The organism is Rhodococcus sp. NPDC003383 (genome assembly GCF_053589115.1).
The window spans coordinates 21,311-40,990 of record NZ_JBSFRG010000032.1 but is presented as its reverse complement, the minus strand read 5'-3'; the positions used below and the strand labels follow the sequence as shown (position 1 = coordinate 40,990).

Annotated in this window: 17 protein-coding genes and 1 tRNA gene; 11 read left to right on the top strand and 7 right to left on the bottom strand. The window is 68.4% G+C overall.

The annotated features are described in order from the left end of the window. Positions 1 to 94: 94 nt before the first annotated feature. Positions 95 to 1,117, bottom strand: coding sequence for a selenide, water dikinase SelD (gene selD, locus ACWDTS_RS23185; protein ID WP_450119102.1), 1,023 nt, complete (start codon positions 1,115 to 1,117; stop codon positions 95 to 97). A gap of 58 nt (positions 1,118 to 1,175) precedes the next feature. On the opposite strand from selD, the gene ACWDTS_RS23180 reads away from it, so the two are divergent. From ACWDTS_RS23180 to ACWDTS_RS23170, 3 genes are all read left to right on the top strand, one after another. Then, positions 1,176 to 1,270, top strand: a tRNA-Sec gene (locus ACWDTS_RS23180). A 29-nt stretch (positions 1,271 to 1,299) separates the two neighbouring features. Beyond that, positions 1,300 to 2,604, top strand: a complete 1,305-nt coding sequence (selA, locus tag ACWDTS_RS23175) for an L-seryl-tRNA(Sec) selenium transferase (protein ID WP_248673384.1) — start codon at positions 1,300 to 1,302, stop codon at positions 2,602 to 2,604. Next, complete coding sequence (locus ACWDTS_RS23170) at positions 2,604 to 4,346, top strand: SelB domain-containing protein (protein ID WP_450119101.1); 1,743 nt, start codon at positions 2,604 to 2,606, stop codon at positions 4,344 to 4,346. Before selA ends, ACWDTS_RS23170 begins: the two co-directional genes overlap by 1 nt. A 42-nt stretch (positions 4,347 to 4,388) precedes the next feature. Here ACWDTS_RS23170 and ACWDTS_RS23165 read toward each other — a convergent pair whose 3' ends face one another. From ACWDTS_RS23165 to ACWDTS_RS23155, 3 genes are all read right to left on the bottom strand, one after another. Next, entirely contained in the window at positions 4,389 to 4,526 is a 138-nt protein-coding gene (locus tag ACWDTS_RS23165; protein ID WP_450110537.1) for a hypothetical protein, read from the bottom strand. A 54-nt stretch (positions 4,527 to 4,580) separates the two neighbouring features. After that, positions 4,581 to 4,745: a hypothetical protein gene (locus ACWDTS_RS23160; protein WP_248673385.1), complete on the bottom strand. Its 165-nt coding sequence runs from the start codon at positions 4,743 to 4,745 to the stop codon at positions 4,581 to 4,583. Positions 4,746 to 5,594: 849 nt separating this feature from the next. Next, positions 5,595 to 6,047 carry a VOC family protein gene (locus tag ACWDTS_RS23155; protein WP_450110539.1) on the bottom strand — a complete coding sequence of 151 codons (453 nt, stop codon included), beginning with the start codon at positions 6,045 to 6,047 and terminating at the stop codon, positions 5,595 to 5,597. A gap of 160 nt (positions 6,048 to 6,207) precedes the next feature. On the opposite strand from ACWDTS_RS23155, the gene ACWDTS_RS23150 reads away from it, so the two are divergent. From ACWDTS_RS23150 to ACWDTS_RS23135, 4 genes are all read left to right on the top strand, one after another. After that, the gene (locus tag ACWDTS_RS23150; protein WP_197257614.1) at positions 6,208 to 7,173 is read left to right on the top strand and encodes a pirin family protein; all 966 of its coding nucleotides are present in this window, start codon (positions 6,208 to 6,210) and stop codon (positions 7,171 to 7,173) included. A gap of 36 nt (positions 7,174 to 7,209) precedes the next feature. After that, positions 7,210 to 7,986 (top strand): pirin family protein, encoded by a 777-nt coding sequence (locus tag ACWDTS_RS23145; RefSeq protein WP_450119100.1) that lies wholly within the window; start codon positions 7,210 to 7,212, stop codon positions 7,984 to 7,986. Between the two features lie 46 nt (positions 7,987 to 8,032). Next, the gene (locus ACWDTS_RS23140) at positions 8,033 to 8,965 is read left to right on the top strand and encodes a hotdog fold thioesterase (protein ID WP_450119099.1); all 933 of its coding nucleotides are present in this window, start codon (positions 8,033 to 8,035) and stop codon (positions 8,963 to 8,965) included. A gap of 92 nt (positions 8,966 to 9,057) precedes the next feature. Next, positions 9,058 to 10,092 carry a protocatechuate dioxygenase gene (locus tag ACWDTS_RS23135; protein WP_450110543.1) on the top strand — a complete coding sequence of 345 codons (1,035 nt, stop codon included), beginning with the start codon at positions 9,058 to 9,060 and terminating at the stop codon, positions 10,090 to 10,092. A gap of 28 nt (positions 10,093 to 10,120) precedes the next feature. Here the strand turns inward: ACWDTS_RS23135 and ACWDTS_RS23130 are convergent, their stop codons facing one another. Further along, positions 10,121 to 11,308: a serine hydrolase domain-containing protein gene (locus ACWDTS_RS23130; protein ID WP_248673391.1), complete on the bottom strand. Its 1,188-nt coding sequence runs from the start codon at positions 11,306 to 11,308 to the stop codon at positions 10,121 to 10,123. Positions 11,309 to 11,462: 154 nt separating this feature from the next. On the opposite strand from ACWDTS_RS23130, the gene ACWDTS_RS23125 reads away from it, so the two are divergent. Continuing rightward, a complete protein-coding gene (locus ACWDTS_RS23125; protein ID WP_450110544.1) occupies positions 11,463 to 13,436 on the top strand; it encodes a M13 family metallopeptidase in 1,974 nt (657 codons plus the stop codon). Between the two features lie 100 nt (positions 13,437 to 13,536). On the opposite strand, the gene ACWDTS_RS23120 is transcribed toward ACWDTS_RS23125, so the two are convergent. Together ACWDTS_RS23120 and ACWDTS_RS23115 are read right to left on the bottom strand one after the other, a co-directional pair. Continuing rightward, a complete protein-coding gene (locus ACWDTS_RS23120) occupies positions 13,537 to 14,319 on the bottom strand; it encodes a M23 family metallopeptidase (RefSeq protein ID WP_450110564.1) in 783 nt (260 codons plus the stop codon). A 275-nt stretch (positions 14,320 to 14,594) separates the two neighbouring features. Continuing rightward, complete coding sequence (locus ACWDTS_RS23115; RefSeq protein ID WP_450110545.1) at positions 14,595 to 15,311, bottom strand: enoyl-CoA hydratase/isomerase family protein; 717 nt, start codon at positions 15,309 to 15,311, stop codon at positions 14,595 to 14,597. Positions 15,312 to 15,453: 142 nt separating this feature from the next. Here ACWDTS_RS23115 and ACWDTS_RS23110 point away from each other — a divergent pair, with 142 nt between their 5' ends. The 3 genes from ACWDTS_RS23110 (at position 15,454) to ACWDTS_RS23100 (ending at position 19,670) form a co-directional block, all read left to right on the top strand. Beyond that, positions 15,454 to 16,986, top strand: coding sequence for an AMP-binding protein (locus ACWDTS_RS23110; protein WP_450119098.1), 1,533 nt, complete (start codon positions 15,454 to 15,456; stop codon positions 16,984 to 16,986). Positions 16,987 to 17,064: 78 nt separating this feature from the next. Next, entirely contained in the window at positions 17,065 to 18,246 is a 1,182-nt protein-coding gene (locus tag ACWDTS_RS23105) for an amidohydrolase family protein (RefSeq protein ID WP_248673395.1), read from the top strand. Beyond that, positions 18,243 to 19,670: a FadD3 family acyl-CoA ligase gene (locus ACWDTS_RS23100; RefSeq protein WP_450110547.1), complete on the top strand. Its 1,428-nt coding sequence runs from the start codon at positions 18,243 to 18,245 to the stop codon at positions 19,668 to 19,670. Before ACWDTS_RS23105 ends, ACWDTS_RS23100 begins: the two co-directional genes overlap by 4 nt. Positions 19,671 to 19,680 lie beyond the last annotated feature (10 nt).

Here is a 19,680-nt window from a genome sequence, read left to right as displayed (position 1 = left end):
TCCAGGTGTGCGGTGCCGCCCGCCGGCACAGCGTCGTGCCGCGTGTTCCGAGCCTAGGTCAGGCCGTTCGGGTCGTCCACCGGCATGCACGGTCTCAGCGCACCCGAATCGCGTGCGCCGCCGCCGGAACCACCTCGCCGATCACCGGGTGGCCCGGCAACTCCCCTACGACCAGGAGGCCGCCGGACGTCTGTGCGTCGGCGAGCAGAAGCAGCTCGTCGTCGTCCACCGCGGACTCCACGTGGTCGCGGACCCACTCGAGGTTGCGCCGGCTCCCGCCCGGCACGAACCCCTCGGCAAGCGATTCCCTCGCCCCGCCGACATAGGGCACTCTCGCGGCGTCGATCACCGCAGTCGTCCCGCTGGCCCGCATCATCTTCATCAGGTGCCCGAGCAGACCGAATCCCGTCACGTCGGTGGCGGCACGGACCCCTGCTTCGTGGGCGAGCCGCGCCGCGTCACGGTTGAGGGTCGTCATCACCGCGATCGCCTCCTCGAACCACTCGCCGGTCGACTTGTGGCGATTGTTGAGGATGCCGAGACCGAGAGGCTTGGTGAGGGTGAGCGGTAGGCCGGGTTCGGCAGAGTCGTTGCGCAGCAATCGATCCGGATCTCCGAGCCCGGTAACTGCGAGCCCGTACTTCGGCTCCCGGTCGTCGATACTGTGCCCGCCGGCGAGGTAGGCGCCGGCCTCGGCGCATACGTCGGCACCGCCCCGCATCACCTCGGCGGCCAGCTCGAACGGGATGATCTCCCGCGGCCAGCCGAGCAGGTTCACGGCAACCACGGGCGTGCCGCCCATCGCGTATACGTCGGACATCGCGTTGGTGGCGGCGATCCGCCCCCAGTCGTAGGGGTCGTCGACGACCGGGGTGAAGAAGTCGGCGGTCACGATCAGAGCCCGGCCGCTCCCGTCGGGCGCCGAGTCGATCCGGACCGCGGCACCGTCGTCACCGTTCTCCACACCGACCAGCAGCTCCCCCGCCGCGCGGCCTCCCGGCAGGCCGCCGAGCACGCGTTCGAGCTCGCCGGGCGGGACCTTGCAGGCGCAGCCGCCACCGGCCGCGTACTGGGTGAGCCGGTAGGCGCGACCGGGCTGATCGACGTGTGCGGTCATGGCGCCAACATACGGCCGAGCCGCGACCTCGGGCGTGACTTCCGGTTAAGGTGGGCGCGGAGGCGGTTCTCGTCTGGTGACGGACGCGGTCTTCAAAACCGTTGTGGCCCAGCATCTGGGTCAGGCGGGTTCGATTCCCGTCCGCCTCCGCCAGATCGGTCACTCCGGGGACGAGGAGGCGCGTGCCGGATCCGAGACGGGACACTCCCCGCACCGACCAGATCCTCGCGGACCCACGGCTGCGTGAGGCCCGCGATCGGCTCGGCGCCCGCCTGGTCAAGGAGGCGGTGGCGGCGGCCCAGCAGCGGTGCCGCGCGGGTGAGATCGGTCCGGCGGACGTCGCCGACGAGGCGGTCGCGTCGCTGCCCGCCCGGGCGACCACCCTTCGGCGCGTAGTCAACGCCACCGGCGTGCTGGTACACACCAACCTCGGCCGCGCACCTCTTTCCCGGGCGGCGGTGGACGCCGTGAGCACGGCGGCGGGCGCGACCGACGTCGAGCTGGATCTGGACACCGGCCGGCGCGGCCGACGTGGGCGCGGCGCGCTCGAGGCACTCGCCGCGCAGGTGCCCGACGCCGGCGCCGTCCACCTGGTCAACAACGGCGCGGCCGCCCTCGCATTGGTCACCCGGGTGCTCGCGCGTGGTGGTCGCTCGATCGTCATCGCGCGCGGCGAGCTGGTCGAGATCGGCGACGGCTTCCGGATTCCCGAGTTGCTGGAGTCGGTGGGGGCCAGGTTGCGGGAGGTCGGTACCACCAATCGAGTGCGTCCGAGCGACTATGCCGCGGCGATCGACTCCGACACCGCATTCGTCCTCAAGGTGCACCCCTCGAACTTCACGGTCAGTGGCTTCACGTCGTCGGTATCGGTCCGGGAGCTGAAGGAACTGGGCGCTCCGGTCGTGGTCGACATCGGGTCGGGACTGCTGGCCCCTCATCCGCGCCTGCCGAACGAGCCCGACGCCACGAGTGTGCTGCGCGACGGCGCCGACCTCGTGACCGCCTCCGGCGACAAGCTGCTGGGTGGTCCACAGGCCGGCCTGATGCTCGGGGAGGCCCGGCTGGTGGAGCGGTTGCGACGCGACCCGTTCGCCCGCGCGCTGCGCGTCGACAAACTCACCCTGGCGGCGCTCGAGGCGACGCTGACCGGGCCGACTCCTCCGGTGCCGGCCGCACTGACCGGTCGCACGGACGACCTCCGTATCCGGGCCCGGACGATCTGCGCCGCGCTCCCGGCCTGGTTGGAGCCCGAATCGGTCGACGCCGACGGCGTCGTGGGCGGCGGCGGCGCTCCCGACGTGATCCTGCCCAGTGTCGCGATCGCTCTGCCCGAGCGCCTCGCCGGTCCCTTGCGTCGCGGCGATCCCCCGGTGGTCGGCCGCCTCGAGTGCGGCCGACTGCTGCTCGACCTGCTGGCGGTCGCCCCCGACGAAGACGGTGTCCTGATCGAGGCCGTCACGCGCGCCGCCGGTCGCGAGGAACGCTGATGCACGTCGTCGCGACCGCCGGCCACGTCGACCACGGCAAGTCCACGCTGGTCGAGGCGCTGACCGGGACCGACCCCGATCGGCTGGCCGAGGAACGGCGGCGAGGACTGACCATCGAGCTGGGCTACTGCTGGACCTCCTGGCCGGAGGTGGGAGAGGTTGCCTTCGTCGACGTTCCCGGACACGAACGATTCCTGACCACGATGCTCGCCGGGGTGGGACCGGTCCCCGCCGCCTTGCTCGTGGTGGCCGCCGACGACCCGTGGATGCCGCAGGCCGCCGAACACCTGGCCGCGCTCGACGCGCTCGGCGTGCGGCACGCGGTCGTCGCGGTGACCCGAGCCGATCTCGCCGACCCCGGCGCGGCCGCCGCACGAGCCGCCGCGGAGGTCGCCCGCACCGGTCTGACGGGGGCTCCCGTCGTCATTGTCAGCGGCCGTACCGGAGCGGGCCTCGACGATCTCCGCGCCGCCTTGACGACGATGGTCGCCGGCCTGCCGGACCCGGACCCGGACGCCGACGTCCGGCTCTGGGTGGACCGCCGGTTCACCGTGCGCGGGGCCGGGACCGTCGTCACCGGCACGCTGACCGCCGGGACGGTCCGGACCGGCGACACCCTGGCCCTGGGCGAAACACCGCTGCGGGTGCGCGGCATCCAGGCGCTCGGGCGCGACCGGGCGGCGGTGAGCGGCGTGGCCAGGGTCGCGCTCAATCTCACCGGCCCAATCGACGACGTGACCCGGGGCAGTGTGCTCGTGACACCCGGCGCATGGCATCACACCTCCGTGGTGGACGTCCGGCTCACCGGCGCGGACCGACCCCCGTCCTGTCCCGTACTGCACGTGGGGGCGGCGGACGTCGACGTCCACTGCCGGCCGTTCGGAGACGATCTCGTCCGGCTCACCCTCGCCCGCCCGCTGCCCCTACGAATCGGTGATCGCGCTCTGCTGCGCGACCCGGGCCGCCGGACGATCTGGCGCGTCGACGTACTCGATCCGGACCCGCCGCGATTCCGGCGCCGCGGCGCCGCGAAACACCGCGCCCTCCAACTCGCGAGTGCCGACGGTGTTCCACGGCTGGCCGACGAACTCGGCCGCCGCGGGATCCTGCACCGGGAGCGGTTGCGCCGGTTGGGTATTCCCTACGAGGAGGGCGACCACCTGACCGTCGGGCCGTGGCTCGTCTCACCGGCCTTCGCGGAGGCGGTCGGTGACCGGCTGCCCGCACTGGTCGAGGAGCACGCTCGCGCGCATCCGCTGGATCCCGCAGTCCCGCTGGGGGTCCTGGCCTCCCAGCTTCGGCTCCCCTCGCCGGACCTGATCCGGGCACTGGTGCGCCCGCCCTTGCGAGTGGCCGGAGGGCGGGTCGTCGATCCCGGGACCGACGCACTGCCGAACGACGTCCGGAAGGCCGTCGACGTGGTACGTCGCGAGCTTCTCGCAGCTCCGTTCGCCGCCCCGACCGCCGACCGGCTCCGCGAGCTCGGCCTCGATGACCGGGCACTGGGCGCTGCCGACCGCAGCGGGCAGCTGTGGCGGGTCGGCCCGGGGATCGTCCTGCTCCCCGACGCGGCCGACGAAGCGGTAGCACGGCTCCGCGAACTGGAGCAACCGTTCACGACCAGTGCTGCGCGCGAACGGCTGAAGACGAGTCGACGGGTGGTGCTCCCGCTGCTCGACCACCTCGACCGGGCCGGCCGCACGCGACGGCTTGCCGACGACCGGCGCGAGGTCACCCGGTAAGGGTCCGTGTGAACGCCGTGACTCCGGTGGTCAAGTCCGACATCAGCCGTTGTAGTGGAACAGAGCGCCCGGAGTCGGGCGGCGCCGACGGCCGCGACGGTTCAGGGCAGCCTGCAGTGTCACGGTGCTGCCGATACCTCCGGCAAGAACGAGCAGCAGCGAGGCGACATTGAGGTTCACGGGCACTCCTTCGACGAAAAGTGACTGAGGCGAGAAAGCCTGGTGCGGCACAGATCAGCGCGTCGTCCTCGAACGAGAGCGGCGTCCATCCGAGTCCTCCGCGTCGGTGTCACCGAACATGGCCGCGATTCGCGCCTTGATTTCCGCGGTGCTGATGGCACCCGGACGGGCGATGCTGCCGGTCGTCGAGGACGTCCTGGAGCCGGTGGCGATGGTCATTGTGCAGATTCCTGCTTTCTCGGTTCTCGTTGGAATTCTGTGTAGGTGAAAACTGTTGGGTCAGATCATGATCCAGGCGGTGGCGACCGTGAACAGGATCGCCAGCGTCGCTGCGAGAGCCACGCCCATCGATCCGGTGACGGCCCAGGAGGGAACGACCACACACGCGGCGGCGACGGTGCCGGCACGTGCACCCGATCCAAGCCGTCCGGCTTCGGATCGAGCCCGTGACCGGTTGCCGTCGCGGCCCGAGGCGCCGCCAGGGCGAACACCGCCGGTCGTGCGACGTACATCGGACGGTTCTACGGTGCTTGCGGCACGGACGATGCTCCCGGGACGGACAGCGAATCGATCGGCGACATCGGCCACAGCTTCAGCGCACAAACCTTCCGAACCCCTTCTGCTCCCGAGCGGCCGTCGGCAAGATTCCCCTGCCCGAACGGCGGCATCAAACGAAATAACCGCAAATCACTCCACAAACGATGTGATGTGAATCACGTCAACTCGCGTGGACGTTCTTTCTGCATGACAACGACCCGCCTCGGCCACTCGGACAGTCGTCCAACTTCATTGATGCACCCGGTGCCACCTGCGGCAATGCCCGGAACGAGGTCGTCGCGATCGGATATTTCCTGCGAGTTCTCCAGTACCTACAAATTGCACGTAATTTTCCGAAGTCGGGAAAGTCATTCGTGACAAGCCGCGTCGACATCGAACAATCGGCCCGACGCCGAGGTGGCACCCGGGCAAAATACCGACGCGAGTAATCGAAGGCCCCGAACCCGCCGACGAAGCCACCCGGATCCGGAAGAACCGAACCCTTGGCAGCCCCGTCCAGCGATCAACCGCCTAGGACTGCGCGGCGCCTTCCGCCTGCGGCCCCATCGCCGCTGCCGCCGCTTCGACGTCCATCCACGACACCTCCCACACGTGGTTGTCGAGGTCGCGGAACGCCCGGCCGTACATGAAATCGACGTTCATCTCCGCCGACCCCGGCGTGGTCCAGTCGGTTCCCCCGGCGGCGATCGCGGCGTCGACGAGGCGGTCGACGTCGTCGCGGCTGTCGGCGGAGACGGCGAGCAGCACCTCGCGGGCCTTGCCGGTGTCGCAGATGTCGTCGTTGATGAAGTTCCGGAACCGCGGTTCCTCGAGGAACATGATGTAGGTCTGCTCGTTGATCTCCATGCACGCGGTGTTCGCGTCACAGAACATCTCGTTGAACGTGAAGCCGAGAGTGTCGAAGAAGGCGCGCGTCGCGGCGACGTCCTTGACGGGGAGGTTGGCGAAGAGCATGCGGGACATGTGGGCTCCTGAGGTTCACGGCCGCGCTGGGGCCGGTCGGTGCGGTCACAGGGATCGACTCGCCGGCGCGGAGAAACTCATCGCACACGGCCCGGGAACATTCCGGCGACCGCCCGGGTTAGAGTAGTTGCACAGTCAATTACTTCGGGAGGAGCCCGCAATGCCTGCGGTCACCGTCGACAACATCCTGACCCTGCCCCGGATCGAGGCCCCGGCACCCGATCGTCCCGCGCGCCCGGTGCTCGGGGTGCGTACCGCTCCCGTCGGCTTCGAGGGCGAGGGCTTCCCGGTCCGCCGCGCGTTCGCGGGGATCGACCAGCGTTTCCTCGATCCGTTCATCCACATGGACCAGATGGGCGAGGTCGAGTACGCGCCGGGCGAGCCGAAAGGGACCCCTTGGCATCCGCACCGCGGCTTCGAGACCGTGACATACATGATCGACGGCATCCTCGAGCACAAGGACTCGAACGGCGGTGGCGGCACGATCACCGGTGGTGACACCCAGTGGATGACGGCCGGCGCCGGCATCCTGCATATCGAGGCGCCGCCCGAGCACGTGGTCGTGAGCGGTGGTTTGTTCCATGGGGTGCAGCTGTGGGTCAATTTGCCGCGCGACAACAAGATGGCCCAGCCCCGCTACCAGGACATCGCCGGCAGCAACGTGGCACTGGCGTCGTCGCCCGACGGCGGCACGTTGATCCGCGTGGTCGCCGGTGAGATCGGCGGCGTGCACGGTCCGGGTGTCACCCACACCCCGATCGCACTCGCCCACCTCACGATCGCGCCGGGCGCCTCGGTGACGCTGCCGTGGAACCCCGAGTACAACGCGCTCGCCTACATCCTGGCCGGCGACGGCACCGTCGGCGCCGAGCAGGCACCGGCTCGCACCGGTCAGACCGTGGTGTTCGGCCCGAAGGGCGACTCGATCACGCTGACCGCTTCCGCGACCCAGGATTCCCGCACCCATTCCCTCGAGGTGTTCCTCCTGGGAGGCAAGCCCATCCGCGAGCCGGTCGCGATGTACGGGCCGTTCGTCATGAACACGAAGGCCGAGATCATCCAGGCCTTCGAGGACTACCAGGCGGGCCGCCTCGGTTCGATCCCCGCCGAACACGAGCAGCACTAGTAATTACGCTGAAGCTCGCACCCCGAGAGGAACACCATGTCCCAGACCCCGCTGATCGACGTCCGCCGAGCAGCCGATCGGATGAAGACGAAGATCGACTGGCTGGATTCGAAGCACTCCTTCTCGTTCGGCCATCACTACGATCCGGACAACACCCACCACGGTCTGCTCCTCGTCAACAACGACGACATCGTCACGGCCGGAAAGGGTTTCGACACCCACCCGCATCGCGACATGGAGATCGTGACGTGGGTGCTACGCGGCAGCCTGGTGCACCAGGATTCGATCGGCCACTCCGGCGTCATCTATCCCGGCCTGGCCCAGCGGATGAGCGCCGGCACCGGGATCCTGCATTCGGAGAAGAACGACTCGTGGCGTCTCGACGGCGTCTCCGGCACGCACGCCGCCGAACACGCGACACCCGTGCGGTTCGTCCAGATGTGGGTGATGCCCGACGAGGCCGGCATCACCCCCGGCTACGAGCAGCTCGAGATCGACGACGAACTGATGCGCGGCGGTCTGGTGCCCGTCGCGTCCGGGATGGCGAAGGACCGCGACCACGCGGCGATCCGGATCCACAACAAGTACGCGCGCCTGTCGGTCGCGCGACTGCAGCCGGACAAGGCGGTGACCCTGCCCGAGGCGCCGTATCTGCACGTCTTCGTCGCCGAGGGCAGCGCCGAGCTCGAGGGTGTCGGTCCGCTCACCGAGGGCGACGCGGTGCGGCTGACGAACTCCGGCGGGCAGCGTCTGAGCACCACCACCGGAGCCGAGGTCCTCGTCTGGGAGATGCACGCGACGATCGGTCGCTGAGGGCCGCCACCCAGCCCTCACCGCTCACCCGTGATAGAGAGAACGGGTGAGCATCAGCACCCAGACCCTTCCGATCGACCGGCCCGTGACCGTCCTGGGCATCACGCGGGAAGGCTTCTCATCCGATCCCATGCGGATCGTCCAGACGCTCGGCCCGCGACTGCTCGATCATCGCGGTGAAATCACGATCGGGTCGCTGGGTGTGTTCACCGACGTCGTGGTGGGTGCCCCGGCCGCCGCCGCGCTGCGGGATCGGGCGGGCGAGCCGGTCGGTACCGTCCTCGCACAGTTGAGTGTGTCGGCGGCGAACCCGTTCCCCGCCGGCGGCACGATCGTCGGGACCGGCCGGGCCCTGCACACCGACGACGCAACGTCGCTGGCCGCGGCCGAGATCGTGGACGAATCGGGCAGTCTCGTCGCGCACGTCGTCGGCCGGGCCATGGCGGTCGGACGCGCAAGCATCGACGATCCGGAGGCACCGCCCACGGCAGTCGCACAGAGCATGCCGGAACCCGAGCCGTGGGACGGTCCGGAGTCCCTCGCCGGGCGGTCCGGGCTCGGCATCGTCGAGGGCATCGCCGACGGCACGATCGCCCGGGGACCGCTGGCCGCACTGCTCGGCCTACGCGTGCAGCAATCCGAGCGCGGACGCGTCGACGCCCTCGTCACCCCGGCCGAGTGGATGGCCAACCGGTACGGCTCGATCCACGGCGGCGTGCTCGTGTCCATCGCCGACACGATCACCGGACTCGCCGCCCAGACCCTTCCCGAACAGGGCGGGCAGTACCGGATCCTCAACCTCGGTATCGACTATCTGCGCTCCCCCGACGCTCCGGGACCCGACGTCCTTGCCCAGGCCGAGGTGGTCCGGGCCGGGCGCCGGCTGGCCACGATCGAAGCGCGGCTGACCGGTGAGGACGGCACGGTGTTCTTCCGTGCCCACGCGAACGCTCAACTGTTCGCCGCAAGCTCCGACTGAAACCCGCACACAGGAACCTCCCAGGAATCTCACGACCGGCGTCCAGGACCGCGCGCCACGATGGAGTCGAGATTTCGATATCGGGAGGAAGCGTGAACAAAGACGTGGAGCTCAGCCGCAGACGGGTGAGCCGCCGTCGGGCACTGGCGCTCGGCGGAACCATCAGCCTCGGCGGCCTGCTCGCGGTCGCGTGCGGCATCGACAACGGCAGCAGCACCGCGACGACCACGGCCGGCTCCGCGACGACGGACGCGACCGCGGCCGCCTCGGGCAGCATCGAGGAACAGCTCAGAGCGCTCCTCGACCAGGCCCCGAACTGCGTGATGACCAGCGAGGAGACGCAGGGTCCGTACTGGTTCGACGTCGACTCCATCCGCCGTGACATCCGGGAGGACCGTCCCGGCCTGGAACTGCAGCTCGCGCTCCGCGTGCAGGACCTGCAGAACTGCAGCGCCGACGGCTCCGCGAGCGCGGTCGCGAACGCGGTCGTCGAGATCTGGCACTGCGACGCCGGTGGCGGGTATTCGGGCTTCGAATCCGGGTCGATCGCAGCCAACCAGGGCGGCGGGCAGGGTCCGGGAGGCCCCGGCGGCACACCGCCGCCCGGTGGACCGGGTGGTCCCGGCGGACCGGGCGGACCGGGTGGGATGGCTCCACCCGAGGGCATGGAGTTCCCGGAAGGCATGGAACCACCGGAAGGCATGACCCCACCGAACGGTGGACCCGGTGGCACGGAAGGTTCGGGAGAGACCTCGGACGGTTCGTACAGCGTCGGCGACCAGGAAGCCACGACGACCGACGACGGCACCTATCTGCGGGGCGCCCAGGTGACCGATGCCGACGGCATCGCGTACTTCACGACCATCTTCCCGGGCTGGTACGTGGGGCGCACGGTGCACATTCATGTCAAGGTTCACATCGACAAGTCGACCGTGCTCACCACGCAGTTGTACTTCGACGATGCGCTCAACGACGAGATCTTCTCCACCGTCGACCCGTACACCGACCACACCGGGCGCGACACCCGCAACGACAACGACAACATCTTCGACGAGTCCGGCATGACGACCGTGTCGCAGCAGCCGGACCGGATCCTCGCTGCCGTCAATCTCGGTATCGATACCTGATTCGTCGGATCGCGCGGCGCGTCGGCAGTCAGGCGACGCGCCGCGCGATCGACACCGCCTCGGCGCCGAGTCGCGGGAATCGCGCGTCGGAGATCGTCGTCGTGAGGTTGCTGCCGAGCCGGTTCGTGACGAATGCGACGGACAAACCGGTGTCGGGGTCCGCGAACGCGCCCGACCCACCGAAACCGTAGTGCCCGACGGATCGTAAAGGCTGCTCCCGCAAGGCAACCCAGCCCGGGTGATAGCCGAGCCGCCAGTTCGGCCGGATGCCGAGCACGTAGTCGCGACGACGCGTCTGCACCTCGACGATCTGTTCGATCGTGTCTTCCTTGAGAAGCCGAACCCCTTCGAGCGCACCGCCGTTCGCGAGCGCGCCGTACATGCGGGCGAGCGCGCGGGCACTGAACACACCGTTCCAGCCGGGCATCACGGCGTCGTGCGCCGACGGGCTGCGCATCAACTCGTCGAAGCCTTCTGCCATGCCCGCTTCCGCGATGCCCCGGATTCCCGGCATCCGCGACATCACCCTTGCGGTGGTGCTCCACGACGAGGGCAGCGGGTTCACCTTGGGGAACACCGGGGCCAGGCGGCGCCGTTCGCTCTGCGGAACCCGGAACCAGAATTCGCGCAGGCCCAGCGGTCCGGCGAGTTCCTGCTCCACCAGTTCCGGGAATGTCCGATTCGTGACGCGGCAGGCGATCTCCGCGACGAGGTTGCCGTAGGTGACCGCGTGATATCCGGGCCCGGACAGTCTGCGCCGGTCGGGTGGGGTGGCGGCGAGCGCCTTCGCGACGGCCTCCGAATCCAGCAGGTCGAGGGGTCCGGGCACGAGTCCGCGAACGCGGTGCAGCCCCGCACGGTGCGACATCAGTTCGCGGATCGTGATCGTTTCCTTGCCGGCGGCACCGAACTCCGGCCAGTACGTGGCGACCGGGTCGTCGTATTTCACGAGGCCGCGTTCGGCGAGGCGGTGCAGCACCGTGCTGGCCACGCCCTTGCCGGTAGAGAAGGACAACGCAATCGTGTCGTGCGCCCACCGGCGGTCGCGGCTCGCCCACCCGGCCCAGATGTCGAGGACCGGCTCCCCGTACAGATAGACGGCCAGGGCGCCACCGCCCTGCGGCCGTGTACGGAACATCCGGAAGAATCGATCGGCGACCTGCAGGAATCGGGGATCGACGATCATCTCCGTCGACGGTACTGCATCCGCGGTCATGGCCGTGCTCTCCAGATCCTGCTCGTGTCGATGGCCCGTCCACGATCGTACGACCGGTATGCAACCGCCATCGGCGCCTTCGGTGCATCAACAGCCGCCGGTTGTGACAGCACCCGTCTGCACCGGTCCGCATTTCGGTGTAAGGATGAAGCTCATGAGCATCGCCCAGCACTCGGAGGCACGGCACTCCGGCATCGACCTCAGCCACGTCGACGAGGGCACCCGCGCCCAGGACGACCTGTTCGAGCACGTCAACGGCCGTTGGCTCGCCACCCACGAGATCCCCGCCGATCGCGCGCTCGACGGCGCCTTCCGCACGCTCGCCGACAAGGCCGAGGTCGACGTGCGGACGATCATCGAGGAGGCCGCCGCATCCGATGCCCCGGCCGGTACCGACGCCCGGAAGATCGGCGACCTGTTCACCAGCTTCATGGACACCGAGCGAATCGAGGCGCTGGGCCTCACCCCGATCGCCACCGAACTCGACGCGATCACCGGCGCGGCGGACCGGGCGGCCCTGGCCGCGGTCCTCGGACAGTTGCAGCGGGTCGGTGTGGGCGGCGCCGTCGGACACTACGTCGACACCGACTCGAAGAATTCCGAGCGCTATCTCATGCACGTCGCCCAGTCCGGCATCGGGCTGCCCGACGAGTCCTACTACCGCGAGGACCGCTACGCCGAGATCCGCGACGAATACGTCGCCCACATCGGCCGCATGTTCGCGCTCGCCGGTCTGGACCACGATCCGCAGCGGGTTCTCGCACTCGAGACGAAGCTCGCCGGCGGGCACTGGGACGTCGTCAAGCGCCGCGATGCCGACCTGACGTACAACCTGACCACGCTCGACGCGCTGCTCACCGAGCACGCCGGTTTCGACTGGTCCGGCTGGATCGCCGGCCTCGGTTCGACGCCCGCGCAGTGGGCCGAGATCGTGGTCCGGCAGCCGAGCTTCCTGGACGTGTTCACCCGGGTGTGGACCGAGGAGTCGCTCGACGACTGGAAGACCTGGGCGACCTGGAAGGTGCTGCGGGCCCGGGCCCCCTATCTCACCGAAGCGCTGGTGGACGAGAACTTCGCGTTCTCCGGACGCACCATGACCGGCGCGCAGGAGAACCGCGAACGCTGGAAGCGCGGCGTCTCGCTCGTGCAGGATCTGCTCGGCGAGGCCGTCGGCAAGCTGTACGTCGAGCGGCACTTCCCGGCCGAGGCGAAGGCACGCATGCAGGTGCTCGTGGAGAACCTGCAGGAGGCGTACCGGCGCAGCATCACCGATCTCGAGTGGATGAGCCCCGAGACGCGGACCGCCGCACTGAAGAAGCTCGACAAGTTCACGCCCAAGATCGGCTACCCGGACGTCTGGCGCGACTATTCGGCCGTCACCATCGACCCCACCGATCTCGTCGGGAACTACCGCAGCGGTTACGCCGCCGAGTACGACCGGGATCTCGCGAAACTCGGTGGCCCGGTGGACCGCAACGAGTGGTTCATGACGCCGCAGACCGTCAACGCGTACTACAACCCAGGAATGAACGAGATCGTGTTCCCCGCCGCGATCCTGCAGCCGCCGTTCTTCGACCTGCACGCGGACGACGCCGCCAACTACGGCGGGATCGGCGCGGTCATCGGTCACGAGATCGGCCACGGCTTCGACGATCAGGGCGCCAAGTACGACGGCGACGGCAACCTCGAGAACTGGTGGACCGATTCGGATCGTGAGGAATTCGGGAAGCGGACCGCCGCGTTGATCGCGCAGTACGACGAGTTCGAGCCGAAAGCCCTTCCGGGACAGCGGGTCAACGGCAGCTTCACGATCGGCGAGAACATCGGCGACCTGGGCGGTCTGTCGATCGCCTTGAAGGCCTACGAGATCGCGTTGGACGGCGAACCGGCGCCGATGATCGACGGACTGACCGGTCTCCAGCGGGTGTTCTTCGGGTGGGCCCAGGTGTGGCGCACCAAGGTTCGCAACGAGGAGGCGATCCGCCGGCTCGCCGTCGACCCGCACTCGCCGCCGGAATTCCGGTGCAACGGCGTGGTGCGGAACATCGACGCCTTCTACGAGGCGTTCGACGTGAATCCGGGAGACGCGCTGTATCTGGAACCGGAAGCGCGCGTGAAGATCTGGTGACATACGAACGACGACCGCCCCTCCTGTTGTGGAGGGGCGGTCGTCGTCTGTCCGGTCCGTGGATTCGCATTACCGCGAACACGGGATCATGGTGCGACGCTCAGCCGCGATTCGCTCCGGGGATCGGGATTCCGCGTGCAGCGAGCCACGGCGCGGGGTCGATCTTGGTGCCGTTGGCCTGCCACACCTCGTAGTGCAGGTGCGGGCCGGTGGACTGGCCGCGGTTGCCCATGGTGGCGATCTGCTCGCCGGCGCGGACCGGCTGCCCGGCCCGGACGAGCGACTGGTCGATGTGGCCGTAGACGCCGATCGTGCCGTCGTCCTGCTGGACGCGCACCCACAGTCCGAAGCCGGACGCGGGGCCGCTCTCGATCACGGTGCCGTCGGTGACGGCCCGGATCGGGGTTCCGATCGCGTTGGCGATGTCGACACCGTTGTGGTTGGTTCCCCAGCGGGGGCCGAAGCCGGACGTGAAGGTGCCGTCGGCCGGGAAGGACACTGCCGGACGACGCGCGGCCTCCTCGCGGGCGATGCGTTCGGCCTCTTCCCGCGCGTGGCGTTCCGCTTCCTCGCGGGCGATGCGCTCGGCTTCGGCCTTCTCCTGGGCGAGGCGCTCGGCTTCGCGCTGCGCGGCCTGCCCGAGCTGCTCGACGTAGACGGACAGATCGGTGCGGGGCACGGCGAGCACCTGCGGTGCGGTGACGCTCGCTGCAGCCGTCGGGCTCCATCCCGCAGCTTCGACGGACGCGGCCTTCGGGGTTGCGTTCGCCGCGACGGTCCCGGCGCCGAGGAAGGCACCGACGGCCAGCGGTATCGCGACGAGCCCACCGGCGACTCGGCCCTTCCGGGAACGGGCGGTGCAGGACTGGTTGTTGCTCGGGATGTAACGCAAAACGGATTCCTTGTGTCGAACGCCGATCTGGTAACAAACAGATCACGGTTTCGTCACAGGCTACAACGACTCCTGCGTTTTCGGCGTGGCGCGCTTGACAGCAACGAGTTTCAGAGTCCGATTTACCCCAAGTTTGACGCCACGTCGGTCACACTTGTCCCCTACGAGTCACAGAAGCAACACGAGATCGACCGTAGATGTGGTCGACGTCACAGCCTCATTACGGCCGATTTCGAGCCTTTCGTCCCGAAGCAGTCGACATCTGCTCACTTGCTCCGATTCAGAACCTTGTCGGCAGCCGCCCAGTGCTCGTCCTTCACCCACAGGTGTGCGAAGGCGGAGATCGCCTCCTCCGCCGACACCCCGGCCAGCACCCGCTTGATCTCCCCCGCCGGGTCGTTGGCGAGCGCGCGGGCGAGCGAACGCCAGCCCTCTTCGAACGCCGCGCGCGGCAGCACCCGGTCCAGCAGACCGAGCCGCTCGGCCTCGAAGGCGTCGAGCACGGCGCCCGAGCCGGCCAGCATGAGCGCTCGCCCGCGGCCGACCAACGCGGAGAGCCGCTCGGCGCCGCCCCACGCGGGCATGATCGCGAGCGACACCTGATTGAAGCCGATCTTGATGTCGTCGGCCGCGATCCGAATGTCGGCGGCCACCGCCACCTCGGCGCCACCGCCGAGCGCGTGACCGTTGAGCGCGGCGACGACCGGGGCAGGGAAGGTCGCGATCCGATCGCACACCGTCCGCATCTGCCGGGCCATCTCGGCCGCCTGCTCCACGGTCCGGAGCTTGCTCAGCTCCTTGAGGTCCCCGCCGGAGACGAACGCGCGGTCGCCACCCCCGCGGATCACGAGCGCCTTCGCGCCCTCGGCCTCGTCGAGGGCTTTCTCCAGCTGTTCCATCGTCTCCGGCGCGATCGCGTTGCGTGCCTCCGGCCGGTCGATGGTGATGACCGCCAGGCCCTGTTCAAGCTCGAGATCGACCATGCGCTGCTCTCCGTTGCGATATTGGCATTCTGATTTTCGGAGAATAACATGCTCGCACAGCTGAAAATCGATCGGACCGACGCCCGCCGAGGCTCCGTACAGCCCTCGGCGCGGCCCTGTCCCCGGGCATTGGAGCTCTCGCATGCGGCATATCCCCACCGAACTGGTCACGCGCTACGAACAGGAGGGGTGGTGGACGAACGACACGCTCGGGGACATGCTCGGCCGAGGTCTCGCCGCGGCACCCGATGTCGAGTTCCGGGTCCACTCGGCCGTGCGGCCGTGGTCGGGAACGCTGCGGGACGTCGAACTGGTCGCGCGCCGGCTGGCAGGCGGACTGCGGGCTCGCGGCGTCGGCCCCGGTGATGTGATCGCCTTCCAGTTGCCCAACTGGATGGAGGCGGCCGCCGTCTTCTGGGCGTCGTCCTTTCTCGGCGCGACCGTGGTCCCGATCGTCCACTTCTACGGACGCAAGGAAGTCGGCTACATCCTCGAGCAGACGAATCCCAAGGTGTTCATCGCCGTCGAGCAGTTCGGGCGGGCCGAGTTCCACCCCGACCTGTGCAAGCACGTCCCGATCGTCGGCGTGGTCGGCCGCGATTTCGACGACCTGCTGAGCGACGAACCCATGGAGGGCATCGTCACGGCGGATCCGGACGGAGCCGCGCTGATCGCGTTCACCTCCGGCACCACGCGAGCACCCAAGGGTGTCGTCCACAGCCATCGGACGCTCGGCTGCGAGACACGGCAGCTCTCGGCCCGCTACCCCGCGGACCGCGGCAAGCAGCTCACCGCCGCCCCGGTCGGCCATTTCATCGGGATGGTCAACGCCTTCCTCATCCCGGTGCTCGACGGTTCGCCCATCAATCTCGCCGACGTGTGGGACCCGGGTCAGGCTCTGGCCCTCATGAAGTCGGACGGCCTCACCGTCGGAGGCGGCGCGACGTACTTCGTGACCAGCCTGATCGACCACCCCGATTTCAGCGACGAGCACCTGCCGTTCATGCGGTATGCGGGCCTGGGCGGATCGTCCGTCCCCGCGACGGTGACCACGCGGCTCGCGAAGATGGGCATCTGCGTCTTCCGCGCCTACGGCAGCAGCGAGCACCCGTCGATCACGAGTTCGCTCTCGACCGCCCCCGAGGACAAGCGCCTGTTCACCGACGGCGCGCCGGCGCCGGGCGTCGAGATCCGGCTGGCCGAGGACGGCGAGATCCTCAGCCGCGGACCGGACCTGTGCATCGGTTACACCGATCCCGAGCTCACCGCCGCGGCGTTCGACGAGGACGGGTGGTACCACACCGGCGATATCGGGGTGCTCGACGACGACGGTTATCTGACGATCACGGATCGCAAGTCCGACATGATCATTCGCGGCGGCGAGAACATCGCGGCCCTCGAGGTCGAGGAAGTGCTGCTCACGGTCCCGGGTGTCGCCGAGGCCGCGGTGGTCGCGGTGCCGGACGACCGCCTCGGCGAACGCGCCGCCGCCGTCCTCCGCCTGCACGAGGGCGGGACGATGCCGACGATGGACGAGATCCGCGCCCACTTCGACCGCTCCGGAATGGCCAAGCAGAAGTGGCCCGAACAGTTGCACCGGGTCGACGAGTTTCCGCGCACCGCGAGCGGGAAGGTGCAGAAGTACCTCGTGCGCCAGGGCCTGAGGACCTCGTGAACAGGACCTCGCGAGTCTGGGCATTGCCACACCTCAAGAATGAGAATAGGATTCTCATACAAAGAAAGGGAGGATTCCATGGCACCGAAAGAGCTGCCGTATCAGCTGTTCGACGCTGACAACCACCTGTACGAGACCGAGGAGGCCCTGACCAAGTTCCTCCCCGACAAGTACAAGGACGCGATCAAGTACGTGCAGGTCGACGGCCGCACGAAGATCGCGATCCGCGGCCAGATCAGCGAGTACATCCCCAATCCCACCTTCGAGGTTGTCGCGCGACCGGGCGCGATGGAGGACTACTTCAAGAACGGCAATCCCGAGGGCAAGAGCAAGCGGGAGATCTTCGGCAAGTCGATGAAGTCGATCCCGGCGTTCCGCGAGCCGGCGGCGCGCCTGGAGCTGATGGACGAGCTCCAGATCGAACGCACCCTGATGTTCCCGACCCTCGCGAGCCTCGTCGAGGAGCGCATGCGTGACGATCCGGACCTGATCCACGCGGTCGTGCACTCGCTGAACGAGTGGCTGTACGAGACCTGGGGATTCAACTACAAGGACCGCATCTTCACCGTTCCGGTGATCAGCCTCCCGATCGTCGAGAAGGCGATCGAGGAGCTCGAGTGGTGTGTCGAGCGCGGCGCGAAGGCCATCCTGGTCCGCCCGGCGCCGGTCCCCGGCTTCCGTGGCCCGCGGTCGTTCGCCCTGCCCGAGTTCGACCCGTTCTGGAAGCGCGTCGTCGAGCTCGACGTGCTCGTCACCCAGCACTCCTCGGACAGCGGCTACGCCCGCTACAACCAGGAATGGGACGGCACCGGCTCCGAGATGCTCCCGTTCGTGACGAATGCCTTCCGCATGGTCAGCGAGTGGCGCCCGATCCAGGATGCGGTCGCGTCCTGGGTGTGCCACGGCGCGCTGTTCCGTTTCCCGGAGCTGAAGATCGCGGTCATCGAGAACGGCGCCTCCTGGCTCCCGCACGTGCTGGAAACCCTCCGGGACGTCTACAAGAAGGCACCCGAGGGCTTCGGCATGCAGGATCCGGTCGAGGCGATCAAGCGCAGCATCCACGTCAGCCCGTTCTGGGAAGAGGACTTCAGCAAGCTCACCGCCCTCATCGGCGCCGAGCGCGTGCTGTTCGGTTCCGACTACCCGCACCCGGAGGGCCTGGCCCAGCCGACGACGTACATCGACCACATCCAGCATCTGCCCTTCGAGGACCAGAAGCTGGTCATGGGCGGCAACCTCGCGAGGCTGCTCGGGGTATGACCTTCAGGACCATCCCCGAGATGGTCCTGAGCGTCGGCGACCGCTTCGGTGATGCCGAAGCGGTCGTCGACGGGGACCTCCGGATCACCTTCACCGAACTCGTCGACCGGGTGCGGCGCGCCGCCGGAGCATTCGCCTCCATCGGTATCGACAAGGGCGACCGCGTCGCGATCTGGGCACCGAACTCTGCGGAATGGATCGTCGCGGCATTCGGAATCCTCACCGCAGGAGGCATTCTCGTCCCGGTCAACACCCGGTACAAGACGCAGGAAGCGGACGACATCATCCGTCGCAGCGGCGCGAAGGCGGTCCTGGTCCAGAAGGGGTTCCTCGGCCTGGACTTCCAGGCTCCGGAGGACATCCCCGTGATCGATCTGAAATCCGGGTTCCTTTCCGGCGGAGCACCGTACGAATGCGCGGTCGACGGTGAGGACATCGCGGACATCATGTACACGTCCGGCACCACCGGACGACCCAAGGGCGTCATGATGAACCACGCCCAGACGCTCCGGATGTTCTCGGAGTGGTGCGATCTGGCCGACCTGCGCGAAGACGACCGGTATCTGATCGTCAACCCGTTCTTCCACATGTTCGGGTACAAAGCAGGTTTGATCGCATCCATGATCCGGGGCGCGACCGTTCTGCCGGTGCCGGTCCTCGACATCGACGAGGTACTGGCACTGGTGGAACGAGAGAAGGTCACCATGCTCCCCGGTCCACCCACGCTCTACCAGTCGCTGCTGTCCGCGCCGAGAGGACACGACCTGTCGTCCCTGCGCGCCGCGGTGACCGGATCCGCCGACATACCCGTCGAACTGATCCGGCGGATCCGCGACGAACTGCCCTTCGAAACGATCATGACGGGTTACGGACTCAGCGAGGGCGGAACCGCAACGGCATCGCGCTGCGGTGACAGCTTCGAGCAGATCGCGACGACCGTCGGCCTGCCGTGCGACGGCATCGAGGTGCGCATCGCCGAGGACGGCGAGGTGCTCATGCGCGGATACAACGTCATGCAGGGCTATTTCGAGGATCCTCGTGCCACCGCCGAGGCGATCGATGCGGACGGCTGGCTGCACACCGGCGATCTCGGGGAGATCGACGACACGGGCCGGCTCCGCATCATCGGCCGCAAGAAGGACATGTTCATCGTCGGCGGGTTCAATGCCTATCCCGCCGAGATCGAAGGCTTCCTGCTCACCCATCCGGCCGTCGACCAGGTTGCGGTCATCGGCGTCCCGGACGACCGTCTGGGGCAGGTGGGCAAGGCCTTCGTGGTACCGAAAACGACTGTGGCAGCGGAAGATCTGATCTCCTGGAGCCGTGAGCGCATGGCCGGCTTCAAGGTTCCGAGATTCGTCGAGTTCCTCGACGCCCTTCCCCTCAACGCCACCGGCAAGGTGATGAAGGACCAGCTGCGCTGACGCGCTCCCC

Excerpts from the sequence above, each read along its gene's own strand:
- ACWDTS_RS23100 (WP_450110547.1), top strand. The coding sequence starts at position 18,243 with ATGACCTTCAGGACCATCCCCGAGATGGTCCTGAGCGTCGGCGACCGC.
- ACWDTS_RS23145 (WP_450119100.1), top strand. The coding sequence starts at position 7,210 with ATGTCCCAGACCCCGCTGATCGACGTCCGCCGAGCAGCCGATCGGATG.
- ACWDTS_RS23150 (WP_197257614.1), top strand. The coding sequence starts at position 6,208 with ATGCCTGCGGTCACCGTCGACAACATCCTGACCCTGCCCCGGATCGAG.
- ACWDTS_RS23155 (WP_450110539.1), bottom strand. The coding sequence starts at position 6,047 with ATGTCCCGCATGCTCTTCGCCAACCTCCCCGTCAAGGACGTCGCCGCG.
- ACWDTS_RS23130 (WP_248673391.1), bottom strand. The coding sequence starts at position 11,308 with ATGACCGCGGATGCAGTACCGTCGACGGAGATGATCGTCGATCCCCGA.
- ACWDTS_RS23105 (WP_248673395.1), top strand. The coding sequence starts at position 17,065 with ATGGCACCGAAAGAGCTGCCGTATCAGCTGTTCGACGCTGACAACCAC.
- selD (WP_450119102.1), bottom strand. The coding sequence starts at position 1,117 with ATGACCGCACACGTCGATCAGCCCGGTCGCGCCTACCGGCTCACCCAG.
- ACWDTS_RS23170 (WP_450119101.1), top strand. The coding sequence starts at position 2,604 with ATGCACGTCGTCGCGACCGCCGGCCACGTCGACCACGGCAAGTCCACG.
- ACWDTS_RS23115 (WP_450110545.1), bottom strand. The coding sequence starts at position 15,311 with ATGGTCGATCTCGAGCTTGAACAGGGCCTGGCGGTCATCACCATCGAC.
- ACWDTS_RS23110 (WP_450119098.1), top strand. The coding sequence starts at position 15,454 with ATGCGGCATATCCCCACCGAACTGGTCACGCGCTACGAACAGGAGGGG.
- ACWDTS_RS23125 (WP_450110544.1), top strand. The coding sequence starts at position 11,463 with ATGAGCATCGCCCAGCACTCGGAGGCACGGCACTCCGGCATCGACCTC.
- ACWDTS_RS23160 (WP_248673385.1), bottom strand. The coding sequence starts at position 4,745 with ATGACCATCGCCACCGGCTCCAGGACGTCCTCGACGACCGGCAGCATC.